This window comes from Devosia sp. J2-20 (assembly GCF_055808475.1).
Genome location: NZ_CM147870.1, coordinates 1,940,211 through 1,957,567, shown reverse-complemented (window position 1 = coordinate 1,957,567; position 17,357 = coordinate 1,940,211). Strand labels below are relative to the sequence as shown.

The 17,357-nt window shown below is 62.2% G+C and carries 16 protein-coding genes, 1 tRNA gene and 2 pseudogenes; 10 read left to right on the top strand and 9 right to left on the bottom strand.

Features of this window, described 5'->3' with window-relative positions:
* The first annotated feature begins 32 nt into the window (after window positions 1-32).
* The 3 genes and pseudogenes from AC0L37_RS09550 to AC0L37_RS09540 all read left to right on the top strand — a co-directional run bounded on the left by AC0L37_RS09550 (window position 33) and on the right by AC0L37_RS09540 (window position 4,650).
* Entirely contained in the window at window positions 33-311 is a 279-nt protein-coding gene (locus AC0L37_RS09550; RefSeq protein WP_249327612.1) for an FAD assembly factor SdhE, read from the top strand.
* A pseudogene (mfd, locus tag AC0L37_RS09545) lies at window positions 308-3,794 on the top strand (transcription-repair coupling factor). The gene AC0L37_RS09550 and the pseudogene mfd overlap by 4 nt, the downstream one beginning before the upstream one ends.
* 145 nt (window positions 3,795-3,939) lie before the next feature.
* Window positions 3,940-4,650, top strand: a complete 711-nt coding sequence (locus AC0L37_RS09540) for an invasion associated locus B family protein (RefSeq protein WP_212658151.1) — start codon at window positions 3,940-3,942, stop codon at window positions 4,648-4,650.
* A 56-nt stretch (window positions 4,651-4,706) separates the two neighbouring features.
* Here AC0L37_RS09540 and AC0L37_RS09535 read toward each other — a convergent pair whose 3' ends face one another.
* From AC0L37_RS09535 to AC0L37_RS09525, 3 genes are read right to left on the bottom strand one after another with little or no spacing between them, the layout of a single operon-like run.
* Window positions 4,707-5,870, bottom strand: coding sequence for an FAD-dependent monooxygenase (locus AC0L37_RS09535; protein WP_282221305.1), 1,164 nt, complete (start codon window positions 5,868-5,870; stop codon window positions 4,707-4,709).
* Window positions 5,867-6,337: a DUF6691 family protein gene (locus tag AC0L37_RS09530; protein ID WP_282221306.1), complete on the bottom strand. Its 471-nt coding sequence runs from the start codon at window positions 6,335-6,337 to the stop codon at window positions 5,867-5,869. Before AC0L37_RS09530 ends, AC0L37_RS09535 begins: the two co-directional genes overlap by 4 nt.
* On the bottom strand, window positions 6,337-6,789 hold the full coding sequence (locus tag AC0L37_RS09525) for a YeeE/YedE family protein (RefSeq protein WP_282221307.1): 453 nt from the start codon (window positions 6,787-6,789) through the stop codon (window positions 6,337-6,339). The genes AC0L37_RS09530 and AC0L37_RS09525 overlap by 1 nt, the downstream gene beginning before the upstream one ends.
* A gap of 220 nt (window positions 6,790-7,009) precedes the next feature.
* On the opposite strand from AC0L37_RS09525, the gene AC0L37_RS09520 reads away from it, so the two are divergent.
* From AC0L37_RS09520 to AC0L37_RS09500, 5 genes are all read left to right on the top strand, one after another.
* Entirely contained in the window at window positions 7,010-7,981 is a 972-nt protein-coding gene (locus AC0L37_RS09520) for a quinone oxidoreductase family protein (protein WP_282221308.1), read from the top strand.
* 44 nt (window positions 7,982-8,025) lie between these two features.
* Window positions 8,026-8,115, top strand: a tRNA-Ser gene (locus AC0L37_RS09515).
* A 939-nt stretch (window positions 8,116-9,054) separates the two neighbouring features.
* The gene (locus AC0L37_RS09510; protein ID WP_212658145.1) at window positions 9,055-9,291 is read left to right on the top strand and encodes a hypothetical protein; all 237 of its coding nucleotides are present in this window, start codon (window positions 9,055-9,057) and stop codon (window positions 9,289-9,291) included.
* 119 nt (window positions 9,292-9,410) lie between these two features.
* On the top strand, window positions 9,411-9,587 hold the full coding sequence (locus AC0L37_RS09505) for a hypothetical protein (protein ID WP_212658144.1): 177 nt from the start codon (window positions 9,411-9,413) through the stop codon (window positions 9,585-9,587).
* 173 nt (window positions 9,588-9,760) lie between these two features.
* Window positions 9,761-10,432 carry a 5-oxoprolinase subunit B family protein gene (locus AC0L37_RS09500; protein ID WP_282221309.1) on the top strand — a complete coding sequence of 224 codons (672 nt, stop codon included), beginning with the start codon at window positions 9,761-9,763 and terminating at the stop codon, window positions 10,430-10,432.
* Here AC0L37_RS09500 and AC0L37_RS09495 read toward each other — a convergent pair.
* The gene (locus AC0L37_RS09495; RefSeq protein WP_282223034.1) at window positions 10,405-10,677 is read right to left on the bottom strand and encodes a hypothetical protein; all 273 of its coding nucleotides are present in this window, start codon (window positions 10,675-10,677) and stop codon (window positions 10,405-10,407) included. The two genes, AC0L37_RS09500 and AC0L37_RS09495, sit on opposite strands and share 28 nt — an antisense overlap.
* On the opposite strand from AC0L37_RS09495, the pseudogene AC0L37_RS09490 reads away from it, so the two are divergent.
* Window positions 10,564-11,330, top strand: a pseudogene (locus AC0L37_RS09490) (5-oxoprolinase subunit C family protein). The gene AC0L37_RS09495 and the pseudogene AC0L37_RS09490 overlap by 114 nt on opposite strands.
* Window positions 11,327-12,088 (top strand): 5-oxoprolinase subunit PxpA, encoded by a 762-nt coding sequence (locus AC0L37_RS09485; RefSeq protein ID WP_282221310.1) that lies wholly within the window; start codon window positions 11,327-11,329, stop codon window positions 12,086-12,088. The pseudogene AC0L37_RS09490 and the gene AC0L37_RS09485 overlap by 4 nt, the downstream one beginning before the upstream one ends.
* A 106-nt stretch (window positions 12,089-12,194) precedes the next feature.
* Here AC0L37_RS09485 and AC0L37_RS09480 read toward each other — a convergent pair whose 3' ends face one another.
* The 5 genes from AC0L37_RS09480 to AC0L37_RS09460 form a co-directional block, all read right to left on the bottom strand.
* Window positions 12,195-12,950: an ABC transporter ATP-binding protein gene (locus AC0L37_RS09480; protein ID WP_249327791.1), complete on the bottom strand. Its 756-nt coding sequence runs from the start codon at window positions 12,948-12,950 to the stop codon at window positions 12,195-12,197.
* A gap of 11 nt (window positions 12,951-12,961) precedes the next feature.
* Window positions 12,962-13,729 (bottom strand): ABC transporter ATP-binding protein, encoded by a 768-nt coding sequence (locus AC0L37_RS09475; RefSeq protein WP_212658139.1) that lies wholly within the window; start codon window positions 13,727-13,729, stop codon window positions 12,962-12,964.
* Window positions 13,730-13,739: 10 nt separating this feature from the next.
* Complete coding sequence (locus AC0L37_RS09470) at window positions 13,740-14,876, bottom strand: branched-chain amino acid ABC transporter permease (protein WP_212658138.1); 1,137 nt, start codon at window positions 14,874-14,876, stop codon at window positions 13,740-13,742.
* 1 nt (window position 14,877) lies between these two features.
* Entirely contained in the window at window positions 14,878-15,909 is a 1,032-nt protein-coding gene (locus tag AC0L37_RS09465) for a branched-chain amino acid ABC transporter permease (RefSeq protein WP_212658137.1), read from the bottom strand.
* 62 nt (window positions 15,910-15,971) lie between these two features.
* Window positions 15,972-17,327, bottom strand: a complete 1,356-nt coding sequence (locus AC0L37_RS09460) for a substrate-binding protein (RefSeq protein WP_212658136.1) — start codon at window positions 17,325-17,327, stop codon at window positions 15,972-15,974.
* Window positions 17,328-17,357: the final 30 nt, after the last annotated feature.

Sequence of the window (17,357 nt, the reverse complement as noted above, 5' to 3'; positions counted from 1 at the left end):
ATCAACCACCTTTCAGGATCATGGCGCGTCAAATGACTGCCGGTGAAGACATTGCCATGCGCCGCAAGAAGCTGCGCTATCGTGCCTGGCACAGGGGCACGCGCGAAATGGACCTCGTTCTGGGCCCGTTTGCCGACGCCCATACCGAGGCCATGAATGAAGTCCAGCTTGATCAGCTTGAAGCGCTGATGAGCGAGGAGGATCCGCCGCTCCTGACCTGGGTGATGGGGCAGGTCGAGCCACCTGAGCACATTGATCGCGACTTCCTGGCTCAGGTCATAGCCGACCATCACGCGCGGCTGGCCAAATGAACGACGTCGTCCAGCAAAAGCCCACACGCACCATCGCCAATGTGCCGGACGGCATGCAGCCAATGGTGCTGGCACGCTTGATCCAGCAGCGCATCGAGGCAGCCCCGGACGATGCCGCCAGTATCGTCTTTGTGGCCCGCGATGGCCGGCGCCTGCAGCGCATGGCCGATATTCTCAGCGCCATGCTGCCCGGCCATCCGGTGCTGACGCTGCCCGCCTGGGACAGTCTGCCCTATGACCGCGTCTCGCCCAACAATGTGACCATCGCCGCGCGCATGAGCACGTTGGCGGCGTTGACCACAGGCAGCAAGGGCGCTGTGGTGCTCACAGCGGTCAATGCCCTGATCCAGCGCCTGCCGCCACGCGACGTTGTTGAGACCATGTCGTTCTCGGCCGCCGCCGGGCGCATTGTCGACAGCGAAAAGCTGATCGCCTGGGCCGCCAATAACGGCTATCTGCGCGTCCCCACCGTGCGCGAAAGCGGCGAATTTGCCGTACGCGGCGGGCTGGTCGACCTGTTTCCCGCCAGCGCCGAAGCCCCGTTGCGCTTTGATTTTTTCGGCAGCCAGCTGGAATCGATCCGCACCTTTGATCCCGATAGCCAGCGCACCACGGGCACGCTGAAATCCATCGCGCTGACGCCGATGAGCGAAGTGGTCCTGACCGAAGAGACCATTCGCCGCTTCCGCCAGAAATACACCGCAGCCTTCGGCGGCAATACGGTCGACGATCTCGCTCTATGCCTCGGTCAGCGGCGGCGCGCGCTATTCCGGCACCGAGCATTGGTTGCCCTTCTTTTACGACCATCTCGATACGCTGGCCCAATATGTCGGCGATGCACCCTTTGTCTTCGATGAACAGGCCGCCGAAGCCTATGGCGACCGCGTCGAACAGATCCGCGACTATTACGATGCCCGCGAATCGGCGCGCCTGCTGCCGACAGTGGCGGGGGCAGGGGCACCCTATAAGCCGATCAAGCCAGAGCTGCTCTACGCGGTAGATGAACACCCCTATGCACTGGCCGGGGCCTCGGTCATCCAGCTTTCCCAGTTCATGGCGCCCGATACCAAGGCCAATGACGACGCGGGCGGCCATATTGCGCCAAGCTTTGCCGCTGAACGTCAGGCCACCGACACCAATCTGTTCCAGTCGGTCGTTGATCGCCTGCTGGCCGAGCGCAAGGCCGGACGCCGCACCATTGTGGCGTGTTGGAGCACGGGCACGCGCGACCGCATGGTGCAGGTGCTCAAGGATCACGGCCTGACTAATCCGCGCATGGCGGAAAACTGGCGCGATGCAGAAACCACCAGCGCAGCGACCACGTCGCTGGTTGTGCTGCCACTTGAAAGCGGCTTTGAAACCAAAGATCTGCTCGTGCTGTCCGAGCAGGATATTCTGGGTGAGCGCATCCTGCGGCCCCAGCGCAAGAAAAAGGCCAGCGACGCGCTGACCGAAGCCGCGAGCCTGGCCGCCGGCGATCTGGTGGTGCACGTCGATCACGGTATCGGCCGCTTCCTTGGCCTCAAGGTCATCGAGGCCGGCGGCGCACCCCATGAATGCGTCGAGCTCGAATATGGTGGTGACACCAAGCTCTATTTGCCGGTTGAGAACATTGAGCTGCTGACCCGCTACGGCTCCGACGAAGGCAATACCACGCTCGACAAGCTCGGTGGTGTCGCCTGGCAGGCCAAGAAGGGCAAGCTTAAGCAGCGCATCCGCGAAATGGCGGAACAGCTGATCAAGATCGCTGCCGCCCGCCAACTGACACGCGCCGACGTGGTCGAGATTAATCCCGGCGCTTATGACGAATTTGCCGCCCGTTTCCCCTATGAGGAAACCGAAGACCAGATGGCCGCCATCGAGGCGGTGTTTGATGATGTGACCTCGGGCCGCGTCATGGATCGCCTGGTGTGTGGCGATGTGGGCTTTGGCAAGACCGAAGTAGCCCTGCGCGCCGCCTTCGCCGTGGCGTTGAGCGGCAAGCAGGTTGCCGTCGTCGTGCCGACCACGCTGCTGTCACGCCAGCACTTCAAGACCTTCTCGGAGCGCTTCGCCGGGCTGCCCGTACGCGTGCGCCAGGCCTCCCGCATGGTCGGGAGCGCTGAGCTCAAATCCACCAAGGAAGGCATTGCCGACGGTCAGGTCGATATCGTGGTGGGCACCCATGCCCTGCTGTCCAAGACCATCAAGTTCAAGGATCTGGGCCTGCTCATCATCGATGAGGAGCAGCACTTTGGCGTTGGCCACAAGGAGCGCCTCAAGGAGCTCAAGGCCAATGTCCATGTGCTGACGCTGACTGCCACGCCAATCCCGCGCACCCTGCAGTTGGCATTGACCGGCGTGCGTGATCTCAGCCTGCTGGCGACCCCGCCGGTCGACCGTCTGGCCATCCGTACCTTCATTTCGCCCTTTGACGCCCTGTCGGTGCGCGAAGCGCTGCTGCGTGAAAAATACCGCGGCGGCCAGAGCTTCTATGTCGTGCCGCGCATTCGCGATCAGGTTGAAATCGCCGAGTTCCTCAAGGAACACGTGCCCGAAGTCTCCTATGTCGTGGCCAATGGCCAGATGGCGCCGGGCGAGCTCGACGACATCATGAACGCCTTCTACGACAACAAGTTCGACGTGCTGGTGGCCACCACCATCGTTGAATCCGGGCTCGACATTCCCAACGCCAATACGCTGATCGTGCATCGCGCCGACCATTTCGGTCTGGCCCAGCTCTATCAGATCCGCGGCCGCATCGGGCGGGCCAAGGCCCGTGCCTATGCGCTGTTCACTGTGCCCGCCGACCGCAAGCTCACCGACACCGCTGAACGCCGTCTGGGCGTGCTGCAATCGCTTGAAAGCCTGGGCGCCGGCTTCCAGCTGGCCAGTCACGATCTCGATATCCGTGGCGCCGGCAATCTGCTGGGCGACGAGCAGTCCGGTCACATCCGCGAAGTCGGCTTCGAGCTCTATCAGTCCATGCTCGAAGAAGCCGTGGCCAACCTCAAATCCGGCGAGGGCGATTACGAGGACACCAATGAGTGGAGCCCGCAGATCTCGCTGGGCATGCCGGTCATGATTCCCGAGAGCTATGTGCCCGATCTGCAATTGCGCATGCAGCTCTATCGCCGCCTGGGCGATCTGACCGATATCCGCGATATAGATGCCGCCGGTGCCGAACTCATCGATCGCTTCGGGCCACTGCCCGAGGAGGTAGAAGCGCTGCTCAAGGTGATTCTGGTCAAGGCGCTGTGCCGTCAGGCCAATGTCGAAAAAGTCGATGCCGGTCCCAAGGGCGCGGTCATCACCCTGCGCAATAACGAGTTCGCCAATCCGGCCGGTTTGGTCAGGATGGTCAGCGATCCGGCAAGCCAGGTGCGCATCAAACCCGATCAGAAGCTCGTGTTCGCCCGCAACTGGCCCACGCCAAATGACCGACTCAAGGGTGCCGCCGGTATTCTGTCGCGCCTAGCAAAACTGGCAGAAACCGCTTCTTAGGCCACCCGCATCAACCCTGTCTGGTCATATTGCTTTGGTATGGGCTATTGGTCATGTTATTGCCCGAATTCAGCACTTGAAGGACAGTTCATATCTCAAGGTGGCGCTAAGTCACCGGGACTGCCAAGGAAGCCAAGGAAATTCTATGAACTTCAGGAAACCTCTCGTCGCCGGTTTTGCGGTGGCTGCGCTCATGCTGTCCCCGTTGTCGGCTTTCGCACAAGAAGCAACGCCCGCTCCGGACGCAGCTGCTACCGAGACCCCCGCCGTCGCTGACGACGCCGTTGCCGCTGCAACCGCAGGCGCTGGCGTACCGTCCACCAACTGGCTCAAGGTCTGTGATCCGCTCGAAGACGGCCAGAAGGCCTGCATCATGCGCCAGGTTGTCCTGGCCAATGGTCAGTTCCTCGGCTCGTTCCTGCTGCGCGATGATCCGGGTCAGGAAAGCCGTCTGCTGGCTGTGGCCGCCGTGCCGCTTGGCGTGCTGCTGCCATTCGGCCTGACATGGCAGATTGACGGCTCCAAGCCCGTCCGCGTGCCCTACATGCTGTGCGACCCGACCTCGTGCGCCACCCAGCTGGTGATCAACGAGCAGTATGTGAACTCGCTCAAGAAGGGCAGCACGCTCAAGCTGACCGCTAAGAACCGCCAGAATCAGGATCTTACCATCGAGATCGATCTGGCTGGCTTCACCGCCACCTATGACGGCGAAACCGCGATCACCTTTGACGAGTTCCGCAAGGAAACCTCCGGCGAGAACGCCCTTGAGCAGGTGCTGCAGGACCGCGCCGAAGAGCTGCGCCAGCAGCTTGAGACGCCAGCCGCCGACGCGCCAGCAGAGCCCGCTGCTCAGTAAGCTGATCGTATCAGCATGTTTTGAAAGGGGCGCGGGCAACCGCGCCCTTTTGTTGGCTAGCGCCGACCCATGCCCACATCGAACGCCTGCCGCCGCAGATTGGGCGCGAGCTTGAGCGCCCACAATCCGCCGGCGCGCAGCGCCTGTGCTGGCACCATGTCGGCGAGCAGGGAGCGGAACAGCGTGTCCACCACGCCGCCGGTCTGTGCCAGATCAGTGGTGCGCCGTCTGGCATAATCGACGCTGAGTTGATCGGCCCAGTCAGCCTGATCGCGATCAGCGCCGTCCAGCACGGCAGCCAGATCAGCCACGTCGCGTAGGCCCAGATTGAGCCCTTGCGCCCCGATGGGCGGGAAGGCATGCGCGGACTCGCCGACCAGCACCACGCCATCCTGGCCCGCTCTGATAACGCTCAGCGTGCTCAGCGGGAACACAAAGGACGGCGTCGCCATGGCTATAGTGCCAAACAGTCGCTGGGACTTTTCGGCAAAGATCGCCAGCAGGGCCTTGGTGCCACCAGCCTGCGCTTCGCCCAGCACCGCGGCATCATCGATCCACACCAGATTGGCGCGATTGCCGCCCGCTGGAACCAGGGTGAATGGCCCCTTGGGATAGTGAAACTCGATTGAGGTGCCACCAATCGGGCGGCCCAAATCAAGATCGCACACCAGGGCCGACTGGTCGAACTGGCGTTCGCTCGCGCGCAGGCCAGCTGCACTGCGCACCAGTGACTTCTTGCCATCGGCGCCCACCACCAGCGGCACGCGCAGGGGGGTGTCATCGGTCAGCGTCACTGTCCAGCCAGCGGCGTCCCGGTCGAGCGCCTTGGCGCCCACGGCGCGGGTCTCCAGTGTCTTCAGGCTTGCCGCAACGGCGTGAAAGCGCTCCAGCAGGGTGCGGTTGGCAAAATTCCAGCCAAAGGCTTCCAGCCCGGCTTCGCCCGCATCAAACAGTGTCTCGGGTGCCCGGATCAGCCGCCCGGTGGCGTCGATGATGCGGATCTGGGTCAGGGCATGGCCCAATGCTGCAGGCGTTTCGATCAGACCGGCCCTGCGCAGATAATCCACGCTGGGCATCATCAGGGCCGATGTGCGCCGATCCGGCGGTGCGCTCGGCGCCAGATGGATTGTGCGCAATCCGGCCTTGGCGACCGCGATAGCCGCAGCCACGCCGGCCAGGCCACCGCCCACCACGATGGCATCGGCGTCGAACCCGCTCATCTGGCGTCTGCCAGGCGCTTGGCGTGGCCGCTCGGCACAATCAGGCTACCGGCATAGGAGCCCACCAGCATGGCCAGCAGGAACAGCCACAGACCATCGGGCACAAAGGCGATCAGCGAGATTGCAGGGCCTGGGCAGATGCCCGCCATGCCCCAGCCAATGCCGAACATCACCGCACCGCCGATCAGCCGCTTATCGACGCGGTCATATTCGGGCTCGTGAAATTGCAGATCAAACAGCGGCGCCAGCCGCCCGCGGCTGAACCGCACGGCAATGAACATCACCACGATGGCGGGCACGATCACAAACGCCAGACTCGGGTCCCAACCACCCGAAGGGATGGCGGTAACATCGAGAAACCGCAGCACCTTGTTGGCGTCAACCATCTGCGAGACATACAGACCCGCGCCAAACAGGGCGCCGCTTACCGCTGCGGTTGCGAGATAAGGGAGTTTAAGGGCGCGCATCAGACGACTCCCGTCACAGCGACAGTGACCATGGCCACGCCGAAAAACACCAGAACGGCCACCAGCGAGCGTCGCGACAACCGCGCCAGACCGCACACACCATGCCCCGAAGTGCAGCCATTGCCGATTTTGGTGCCGATGCCGGTCAACAGACCCGCGATGACGAGCCAGACCGGTGTAGCGATGCCCCAGCCATCTGGCGCTTCGACCAGTGCTGCGGGAACCGAGCCACCCATGCCCACCTGTGGGAACAGCTTGGCGACCACGAAAGTGGAGCCCACCATGGCAACCAGAAATACCAGCCGCCAGACCACGGTCTGCGCTGGCGGCAGCAATTGCCCGAAAATACCGGAGATGCCGGCGATGCGGCCATTGCCCAACCACAGCACGGCTGTGGCCAGACCGATCAGGCTGCCACCGATAGCGGCGGTCAGTGGCGTAAACGATTCCATGAAGTTCTCTTCTCAACTCGATTGCCCGCCAGAGTATCATTGCCAGGTGGGCTGATGCCAGCGATGCGGCGACCGCTTTGTGCTGCGCAACGCCGCAGGTGGAGGAAAACTCTGCTGCAAAGGCTTTTGCCCGCGCCAATCCCGGCCTAAACAGGATCAACTCAGACTTTCCGTGTGTGGTGCCTTTGCTGGGAGACCACACCCAATCAAGGACCCTGCCATGACCAAAGCCATTCTCGTTCATCAAACCGGCGGGCCAGAGGTGCTGAGCTTTGAAGATCATGCCGTCGGCGCGCCGGGCGCCGGGCAGGTGGCCCTGCACCAGACTGCCATCGGGCTCAATTTCATCGACACCTATCAGCGCGCCGGGCTCTATCCGGTGCAACTGCCCTTCGTGGCCGGCAATGAAGCTGTCGGCGTGGTGACCGCACTGGGCGACGGCGTCACCGATTTCAAGATTGGCGACCGCGTTGCCTATCAGGGCCTGGTCGGGGCCTATGCCCAGGAACGTCTGGTCACTGCGGACCGACTGGTGCCGATCCCAGATGCCGTCGATGATCAGACTGCAGCCGCCATCCTGCTCAAGGGACTGACGGCCTATTACCTGCTGTTCAAGACCTGGGCCGTGGCCAGGGACGAGACCATCCTCTGGCATGCGGCGGCAGGCGGCACCGGGCTGATCGCCACGCAATGGGCCAAGGCGCTGGGCGCCACCGTCATCGGTACCGCCGGCAGCGACGACAAGACCGCGCTGGCTAGCGCGCATGGCTGCGATCACGTAATCAACTACACCACCGAGGATTTCGCTGAGCGCGTCCGCGAGATCACTGATGGACGCGGCGTCGACGTGGTCTATGACGGCGTTGGCAAGGCCACCTTCGAGAAGTCGCTGGACTGCCTGCGACCGCGCGGTCTGCTGGCCAGCTTCGGCAATGCTTCGGGTGTGGTTGCCATCCCCGATATCACCGTGCTGGCGCGCAAGGGCTCGCTCTACGTCACCCGGCCGACCGGCGCGCACTATTTCAGCCAGCGCGCCGAGCTGCTCGAGGGCGCCAAGGCGCTGTTCGAAGCGGTCGCCAGTGGCGCCATCAAGGTGCAGGTCAATCACAGCTTCTCACTGGCGCAGGCCGCCGATGCCCATCGTGCCCTTGAAAGCCGGCAAACCACAGGCTCGGTCGTTCTGATCCCCTGACACTCTGGACAGCCCGCCACTCTGCCGCTAAAGGCTCACTCGTCGGGTGGGTGGCAGAGTGGTCGATTGCTCCGGTCTTGAAAACCGGCGGGCGTGCAAGCGTCCCGGGGGTTCGAATCCCTCCCCACCCGCCATGCTCTCCAGTAAACGGGAATCACGCCGCGCTGCCGAGCGCTGCGGCTTGAGCGTCGAGCCAAGTGGACCTGACTGGCGACTCCAACGCTGACACCGGAAATTTTTCAAACTGCACAGCAGCATCAGTGCTCACACCTCTTTCCGTTCGTGCCAGATTGCGTAAGGTGCTGGAGAGGCGCTGATTTCTGGCGGGTAATGCTAGTTGTTGCGGGGGAGTATGAGGTTTTTTCGGCTATTGGTGCGGTTATTTTCCGTAAGGAGACCCGCGCCAATACGGCAGACGCGTCGTCGGCGCCGGTGGCCTTGGCGCGCGCGCTGGCCGCAGGTGTTTTCACCCAAACCAACTAGTCGCCCCCAAGCAGCGACCGCCATTCAGGGGCGTTGCTGGGTGATTGACGGGGACACCATCGTGATTGGAAAGTCTCGCGTTCGACTCGCCGGCATCGAAGCGCCAGAACTCGATCACCCCTGGGGAAAGCAATCGAAATGGGCCCGGTCCAGCTGTGTAAGGGCCAGACGGTAACCGCCGTGCTTAAGCCCGAGCTTTCGTATGATCGCTTGGTCGCAGAGTGCTTCTTACCTGACGGACGCGACCTAGCGGCTGAGTTGGTTAGCAGCGGCCTGGCCCTGGACTGGCCAAAGTTTTCTGGTGGCAAGTATCGCCATCTGGAGCCGCCGGGTGCACGGCGCAAGTTGTGGCTAGCCCATGCGCGTCAGAGTGGGGAGCTTTGGCCGCGTAGAGATTTCTAACGCTTGACTGCTGCATCACAAGCGCAGCAATGGCAGGCGCTGGCAGATTATTCGGTTCTAGCTGCGATCAGCAGCTGCACCCTGCGTTCGTCTGGACCGGTTTGCCACAATCATGTATCCGTTGCCGCGAGCGGTCGCTGGCGCCATAACGGGCGCCGCTACGCCGCGTTTGCACGATAGGAAGAGCTGTGAGCCGCAAGGAATTTGAAGCCTCGAAGATGCGCCGCCTCAAGCGGATCGCCGGGCGCCATGGCCTGACCATCCTGACGGCTGAAAAGCTGACGGCCAAGATGGGCAAGGGCGGTCACGCCATCCGCGAGGACGAAAGCTTCAAGATCATTTTTGGGGACAAGCCGCTGCCGTTTTCAGCGACATTCGAGCAGATCGAGCATTATGTCGAAGAACTCGAAGCGGGCGAAGAGTAAGCTTTCCTGACCTTTTTGGCAATCGGCGTGTTCCAGCCAGCGGGCAAATTTCATTATTTATTCTGTAACAGGAATCGCGTCACACTCGCTCCATTGGCTACCTTTGGAGGCGCGTTCTTGTGTTTACTCTGATCAACGCCGACGTAGAAGACGACGACGCCGAAATCACTGACCCTCAGGAAATTGCAGAATTGTTCGCTGCCATTGCCACTGTTGCCATTGAGGCAATCGGTGCAGGGCAGGCTCGGCAGCTGTTTGACGCTGTCATCGAACAGGACGGCAGGGACCCGAACTAGAGCCGGACGACGAACCTGACCCGGCAGGTCAATCTGGCCGCTATCGCCATGCGATACCGGCACCTTCAAACGGTCTTCCGAGTGGGGCAAGGCGCCTGCACTTATGGACCGGATTGACTGACCCGGGCTGGTCCGACAGGAATAGCCGCATGTTGCGCCCAGGAGGCAGCCTCATGACTGGCTCGCCCGTCATCGAAACATTCCCGACGCCGACCATCGTAACGCTGGGTGATCGCGCTCTGCTGGTGCGCTTTGGCACGGCACTGACTGAACCGGCCAACCGGGCAGCGATTGCGCTGGCGACCCAACTCAAGCGCGAGCCGCTCGCCGGTGTGCTCGAAGTCGTGCCCAATCTGGTCTCGGTGCTGTTGCGCTATGACCCGCTGCAATCGCGCCGCGCTGACATTGTGGGCGAGCTGCGCCTGCGGCTGTTCGCGCTGGACCCCGCGGCTGTGTCCGCCGGTCGTGACTGGACCATTTCCGTGCATTTTGATGGCCCCGACCTCGATAGTGTGGCGGCTGATCTGGGCCTGAGCAGCGCCGAGTTCATTGCCGCGCACAATGCCCGGCCTGTGCGCGTGCTGGCGACGGGTTTCGCCCCGGGCTTTGTCTATTGCGGCATGCATCCCGATAATCTGGTGGTGCCGCGCCGCACCGAAGTGCGGCCCATGGTGCCGCCGGGCACCGTGCTGTTCGCGGCCGGACAGACCGCCATCACCGCCACCGAACTGCCCACCGGCTGGCACATTATTGGCTCCACCGATTTTGACAATTTCGATCCGGCCGCTGCCGCACCCACGCAATTGGCGCCCGGCGATCAGCTGCATTTTGTGGTGGCTTCATGAGTACGATTTTGGCGATTACCCGCGCGGGACCTCTGCTCACGGCGCAGGATGCAGGCCGCTTTGGCCACCTGGCCGATGGCATCAGCGCCTCGGGCCCCATGGATGCGATGGCCTATCAACTGGCCGGCGCGCTGGCCGGCGCCGATCATGCCGGGCTCGAAATCACCATGGCGGGAATGGCGCTGAAACTGCAGTCCGGGCGTTGCCGGATCGGTCTGGCGGGCGGGCTCTTTGTGGCTCGTCACAATGAGCATATCCTCGACTGGCCTGGCAGCGTGGTGCTGGAAACCGGCGATGAACTGACCATCACCCCGGGTGCGGCTGGCAATTACGGTTATCTGCGCTTTGACGGCGAACTGGGCCTGCCGCCAGTCATGGGCAGCCGCGCCACCAGCAGTCGTGCGCGCCTTGGGGGCTCAACGGGCGTCCCTTGCAGGTTGGCGATGTTCTCGAACTGCATGGCGCCAGCGGCGCCGCGCCCGGTCCCGTCGCCTTGCCCGAGCCGCAGGACGGGCCAATCCGCTTTGTCTGGGGTCTGCATGCCGACCTGTTCGCCACAGAAATCCGCCAGCGCTTCGCCAGCACGCCCTTTGGCATTTCGCGTCGCCTTGATCGCATGGGCGTGCGGCTGGATGATGCCGCGGGTGTCTTTGCCGACGCCACCAGCCTCTCACTGGTTTCCGATGCCATCGTGCCCGGTGACATCCAGATCCTGGGCGATGGCACACCCATCGTGCTGATGCGCGACCACCAGCCCACAGGGGGCTATCCACGCATTGGCACCATCATCACAGCCGATCTGGATCGCTTTGCCCAATTGCGCCCCGAGAGTACGGTCGAATTCGCCCCGGTCAGTGTCGACCACGCGCACCAGCTCCTGCGGAACCGCCAACCATGATCTCGATCGACCTCAATGCTGATCTGGGCGAAGGCACCGGCCATGACGATGATCTGCTCGAGATCGTGTCGAGCGCCTCAATTGCCTGTGGCGGCCATGCGGGCGATGCCCCGACCATTCGCCACATCCTCAAGGTCTGTCAGGCGCGCGGCGTGCGTGCCGGGGCCCATCCGGGTTATGTCGACCCCAAGCGCTTCGGTCGGTTTCGTCTGGTCATGCCACTCGACAAATTGCTCGGTCAGATCCGCGAGCAGCTGTTTCTCGTGCGCTTTATCGCCGACGAGGTCGGCTATCCGCTCTCTTACGTCAAATTGCATGGTGCGCTGGCCAATCAGACAGCTGAGGAACTGGCTTTCGCCGTGGGCATTTTCGCCACCATTCAGGGCATGGCGCCGTCCATGGCCGCACTGGCGCTCGACAATAGCCAGCAGGTGCGGGCGGCCCGGGCTGTCGGCATGCCCCTGATCCGCGAAGCCTATGCCGACCGTGCCTATACCGCTGATGGGCTGTTGGTGCCCCGCAGCCAGGAGGGCGCGGTAATCCATGATGTCGATGCCGTCATTGCCCGCTGCCTGCGCCTGGCCAAGGCCGGCGAACTGGTGGCTATCGATGGCACGGTGATACAATCGGCGGCGCGCTCGATCTGCCTGCATGGCGATACGCCGGGCGCTGTCGATCTGGCGCGCGAAGTGCGCGACGCGCTGGAGGGCGACGGCATCACCATCGCCGCCAATGCGCCGGAAATGCCGAAGGATTAGAAATTACCCTGGGCCTCTTAACGGGGAGAGGTGAGATCGGCGGAATGCCTTTAGTCAAAAGACCCAGGGTAGGGCGGATCGGTGCGGGGACCGAAAACGGGTCGGCCTAGATGGCCAGGTATTCCTGGCGCAGCTCGGCATTGTCGAGCACTTCTTTGGCGGTGCCGGAAAAGGCCACTTCACCAGTGTCGAGAATGACGGCACGGTCGGCCAGCTTGAGCGCGGCCACTGCATTCTGCTCCACGATGATGGTGGTGATGCCCAGCGGCTTGATCGAATGCAGGATGCGCTCGATCTCGTGCACGATCACCGGCGCCAGCCCTTCATAGGGCTCGTCGAGCAGCAGCAGCTTGAGGTTGCGCGCCAGCGCCCGGGCGATGGCCAGCATTTGCTGCTCGCCGCCTGAGAGGGTGACGCCCTCCTGCTTGCGGCGTTCCGCCAGCCGCGGAAAGCTCTCGTAGATCTGATCGAGGCCCCAGCCTGTGCCGGGGGCGACCTGGGCCAGGAAGATGTTTTCTTCCACCGTGAGCCCCGAAATGATGCGCCGGTCTTCGGGCACGAGCTGGATGCCGGCCTGGGCGGCCTGATAGCTCTTCATCTGGTGGATGGGGTCGCCATCAAGCCAGATTTCGCCCTGCCGCATCTGTGGATCGTCGGTGCGGGCAATGGTGCGCAATGTCGAGGATTTGCCTGCGCCATTGCGGCCCAGCAGCGCCAGGATTTCACCCTTGCGAATGTCGAGCGATACGCCTTGCACGATATAGCTTTCGCCATAATAGGCGTGCACGTCGCGCACCGAAAAGAAGGGCTTGGCGGCCTCGGTCGCTGCAGCCTGGCTGCCGCTGCCGATCTGGGTATCCATAGCCATGGTACTCATTCCGTTTCCCCTCCGAGATAGGCTTCCTGCACTTTGGGATTGCCACGCACCTGATCGGGCGTGCCATCGGCAATGATGCGGCCCTGCGCCAGCACCGAGATCTTGTCGGCCAGCGAGAACACCACATGCATGTCGTGTTCGATGATGACCTTGGTCATGCCGCGGCTCTTGATCTTCTTGAGCAGTTCGATCGTGGTGTTGGTGTCATGTCGGCTCATGCCCGCAGTCGGCTCGTCCAGCAGCAGCAGGCGCGGGTGCTGGATCAGGCACATGGCCAGCTCCATCCGGCGCTTGTCACCTCGGCTGAGACTGCCCGCATGATCCTCGCGGCTGCTCAGCATGCCCACATCTTCGAGCATGTGTTCGGCTTCCTCGCGGATCTTCTTTTCATAGGCCAGCGAGCCCATCATGTTCAGCTTGAACGCGCCATCGCGCTTGGCCAAGGCGGGGATCATCACATTGTGCAACACCGACAGGTCGGCGAAGATTTCCGGCGTCTGGAACACCCGGGCAATGCCCAGCTGGTTGATCTGATAGGGCTTGCGCCCAGTCAGCACGGTCCCGTCAAACACCACCTGGCCGCTGGTTGGCGCCAGCTTGCCGATGATGACGTTGAGCAGGGTGGATTTGCCGGCCCCGTTGGGGCCGATAATCGCATGCGTCTGGCCTTCTTCGACTTCCAGATCGATATCGGCCAGGGCATGCAGCCCCCCGAAGCGTTTGTGCACGTCAGCAACATGCAGGACGACATTGGCTACACTCATCTAACGCGTCCTACTCTGCTGGTTGGGTTTGTTGGGATTTCGCACCGGGCTTGTCCGACGGCCGTATTGCCGCAGCAATCCGGCGGACGCCTTCCATGATCCCCCCAGGCAGGAAGATAACGATGAGCACGAATACCAGACCCAGGGTCAGGTGCCAGCCTTCGCCGACAAACTTGCTGGTGATCTTGACCATCACCTCGCCAAACCCTTCGGGCAGGAAGCTATAGAAATTGGTTAGGATCTGCTCGTTCAGTGCCGACAGGATGTTCTCGAAATACTTGATCATCCAGGCCCCGATAGCGGGCCCCACCAGTGTCCCGGCGCCGCCCAGAATGGTCATCAGCACCACTTCGCCCGAGGCCGTCCACTGCATGCGTTCGGCACCAGCCAGCGGATCGGTAATGGCCAGCAGGCCACCGGCCAGACCGGCATACATGCCCGAGATCACGAATGCTGCCAGCGTATAGGGCCGCGTGTTGAAGCCGGTATAGTTCATCCGGACCTGGTTGGACTTGATGCCCTTGAGCATCATGCCGAAGGGCGAGCCGGTGATGCGCTGGGCGATGAAGAAGGTTACGATCAGGAACGCGGCGCAGAAGTAGAACGCCGTGTAGCCGGTTAGCGGCATACCCAGAATGGTCGGCGAGGGCAGGCCGGGAGCAGCCTCGAAGAACATCCGGTCGATGAAACGGCTATCGTTCAGGCTCAGCTGCAGACCCGTTTCACCATTGGTGATCGGTGTGAACACCGAATAGGCCAGATTGTAGCTCATCTGCGCGAAGGCCAGTGTCAGGATCGAGAAGTAGATGCCAGACCGGCGCAGGCTGACAAAACCGATCATCAGCGCGAACACGCCTGAAATGATGATGGCAAACAGCAAGGCGGGCAGGGCGTCCATGGTCAGCAGCTTGAATGACCAGACCGCAGCATAGGAACCCACGCCAAAGAAGGCGGCATGGCCGAAGCTGAGATAGCCGGTCAACCCGAACAGGATGTTGAAGCCAACCGCCAGGATCGCGAAGATCGCGAAGCGATTGAGCAGATCGGGATAGGCGGCGCCAAAGGGCTGCAGCCAGATCGGCATGGTGAGCACTGCGGCACTGAAGCCGAGCAGCAGGAACAGATCTTTGCGAGGCATGGCTAGCATGTCAGGCCTCCATCACACCGCGGCGACCCATCAGGCCACGCGGACGAACCAAAAGAATAACAACGGCAACCAGATAGATGATCACCTGATCGATGCCGGGCAGGAAATCCTTGACCTGCGTCATCGAGGCGAAGGACTGCACGATGCCCAGCAGGAAGCCTGCGGCGACCGCGCCGGTGAGTGAGCCCATGCCCCCCACCACAACAACCACGAAGCTGAGCACCAGGAAGTCCATGCCCAGATGGTAGTTTGGCGGGAGTAGCGGCGTGTACATCGCGCCAGCCATGCCGGCCACGACGGCCGCCAGACCAAAGACAATGGTGAAGCGGCGGTCGATATTGATACCCAGCAGGCCCACGGTTTCGCGATCGGCCATGCCGGCGCGTACCACCATGCCGAATGTGGTGAACTGCAGGAAAGCGAACACCCCGCCGATCACCACGGCGGCGAACAGGAAGTAGATCAGGCGCCAGGTCGGGTAGGTGATCACATTGGCCTGCATGCCCAACCAGGCGCCGATATCACTGGCGCCCTGCACAGCTTCGGGCATGGGTTGGGGAATGGGATTGGCGCCAAAGATCGACTTGATGATTTCCTGGGCCACGATGGCCAGACCGAACGTCACCAGAATCTGATCGGCGTGTGGGCGCTTGTAGAAATGTTTGATGATGCCGCGCTCGAGCGCGATGCCGATCACCAGCATCACGGGAATGGTGAGCAGGATCGAGAATGGAACTGAATAGTCCACCAGAACGGCGCCGAAATCACCGAACCATGTCTGCACCAGCGGCGCGCGAATTTCGAGTGGCGCCCCCCAGGGTGAGAGCTTTTCGGGGTCGAGCGTGACCGATTCCAGCGTAATCAGCTGTCGAAACAGCACTGCACAGAAGGCGCCAAGCATGAACAGCGCGCCATGCGCAAAATTGACGACACCAAGGGTGCCAAAAACCAGCGTCAGACCCAATGCGATCAACGCATAGGCCCCGCCTTTATCCAGCCCGTTCAGGAACTGTAGAAAAATCGCATCAAACATTGTGTGCTCCGAGCTGAAAACTTAGGCGAGGTCCGCCCCGTTCAACGGGGCGGACCAAGTAATCAGCAGATAGGGGCTGGCTCGGCAGGGCCGAGATCGCCGCCAAAGATCGCTGGATCGTAATCAACCGCATCGCGGCCAACGACCTGAACGACTTCGAGCACGTCGTACTCGCTGGTTGGGTTTTCGCTACCCTTCACCACGAGCACGTCCTTCATGCACTGGTGATCTTCGGCGCGGTACAGCGTGCGGCCATTGCCCATGCCGTCGAACTCATGGCCTTCAAGGGCCTTGATGACTTCAGGCGGATAGAACGTACCGGCGCGTTCGCAGGCATCTGCATACAGCAGCGTCTGCACGTAGCAGGTGTGAGCCGCCTGCGATGGTGGGGCACCATACTCGGCGCCGAACGACTTGGTGAAGGCCACGGTCCCTGGATCCTGCAGGTTCCAGTGCCAGTTGGAGGTGCCGTAAATGCCCTTGATATTGGGGCCGGCGCCCTTGGCCATCAGCTCGGAGATCAGTGGAACCACGATCTCGAACTTCTTGCCGTTGACTTCGCGCTCACGCATGCCGAACTGCACGGCCTGGGTCAGCGAGTTGACCATGTCGTTGCCGTAGTGGTTCAGAACCAGCACGTCAGCGCCCGAATTGAGCACAGGCGTCAGGAACTGCGAGAAGTCGCCAGCACCAAGCGGGGTGCGAACGGCAGCAGTGGTTTCCCAGCCGAGCGCCTCGGTGGCGTTCTTCATCGACTCTTCCTGGGTCCAGCCCCAGGTGTAGTCAGCGGTCAGATGGTAGGCCTTGCGGTCATTGCCATATTCCTGGCCGAGCACGGGGCCCAGAGCCACACCGGACTGGTAAGCGTTAAAGAAGTGGCGGAAGCCGTAGCGACGCTTGTCCTTGCCCGTGGTGTCATTGGAGTGGGTCAGGCCGGCCATGAAGATGATGCCCATTTCCTGGCACAGGCCCTGAACGGCAACAGCCACACCCGAAGACGAGCCACCCGTGATCATCAGCGCGCCATCACGCTCGATCATGCGGGTCGCACCGGCACGGGCCACGTCAGCCTTGGTCTGGCTGTCCGAGGTCACATAAGCGACCTTCTTGCCCAGAATACCCTTGCCGGTCAGAGCTGTTGGGGTCAGCACATTGAGCAGACCGCCATCGCCTTCACCGTTCAGATGTTTGACGGCCAGCTGGTATGCGCGCAGTTCGTCTGCGCCTTCTTCAGCATAGGCACCGGTCAGCGGCACGTTCAGACCAATAGTGACAGTGTCACCTGTTGGATTGTTGCAGAATTCCTGGGCCCAGGCGCCCTTGGTGAACATCATGGGCGCAACGCCCGCGCCAACAACGCCGGCAACGCCGGTTTGCAGCACCTTACGGCGGCTAAGGCCGCGCTTCAAAAGTGTCATTGATTTCCTCCTTTTGGCGCGGGGCAGTCG

Excerpts from the sequence above, each read along its gene's own strand:
- AC0L37_RS09530 (WP_282221306.1), bottom strand. The coding sequence starts at position 6,337 with ATGCGCGCCCTTAAACTCCCTTATCTCGCAACCGCAGCGGTAAGCGGC.
- AC0L37_RS09525 (WP_282221307.1), bottom strand. The coding sequence starts at position 6,789 with ATGGAATCGTTTACGCCACTGACCGCCGCTATCGGTGGCAGCCTGATC.
- AC0L37_RS09550 (WP_249327612.1), top strand. The coding sequence starts at position 33 with ATGACTGCCGGTGAAGACATTGCCATGCGCCGCAAGAAGCTGCGCTAT.
- AC0L37_RS09470 (WP_212658138.1), bottom strand. The coding sequence starts at position 14,876 with ATGCTAGCCATGCCTCGCAAAGATCTGTTCCTGCTGCTCGGCTTCAGT.
- AC0L37_RS09535 (WP_282221305.1), bottom strand. The coding sequence starts at position 5,870 with ATGAGCGGGTTCGACGCCGATGCCATCGTGGTGGGCGGTGGCCTGGCC.
- AC0L37_RS09485 (WP_282221310.1), top strand. The coding sequence starts at position 11,327 with ATGATCTCGATCGACCTCAATGCTGATCTGGGCGAAGGCACCGGCCAT.
- AC0L37_RS09475 (WP_212658139.1), bottom strand. The coding sequence starts at position 13,729 with ATGAGTGTAGCCAATGTCGTCCTGCATGTTGCTGACGTGCACAAACGC.
- AC0L37_RS09480 (WP_249327791.1), bottom strand. The coding sequence starts at position 12,950 with ATGGATACCCAGATCGGCAGCGGCAGCCAGGCTGCAGCGACCGAGGCC.
- AC0L37_RS09460 (WP_212658136.1), bottom strand. The coding sequence starts at position 17,327 with ATGACACTTTTGAAGCGCGGCCTTAGCCGCCGTAAGGTGCTGCAAACC.
- AC0L37_RS09500 (WP_282221309.1), top strand. The coding sequence starts at position 9,761 with ATGACTGGCTCGCCCGTCATCGAAACATTCCCGACGCCGACCATCGTA.
- AC0L37_RS09540 (WP_212658151.1), top strand. The coding sequence starts at position 3,940 with ATGAACTTCAGGAAACCTCTCGTCGCCGGTTTTGCGGTGGCTGCGCTC.
- AC0L37_RS09465 (WP_212658137.1), bottom strand. The coding sequence starts at position 15,909 with ATGTTTGATGCGATTTTTCTACAGTTCCTGAACGGGCTGGATAAAGGC.
- AC0L37_RS09520 (WP_282221308.1), top strand. The coding sequence starts at position 7,010 with ATGACCAAAGCCATTCTCGTTCATCAAACCGGCGGGCCAGAGGTGCTG.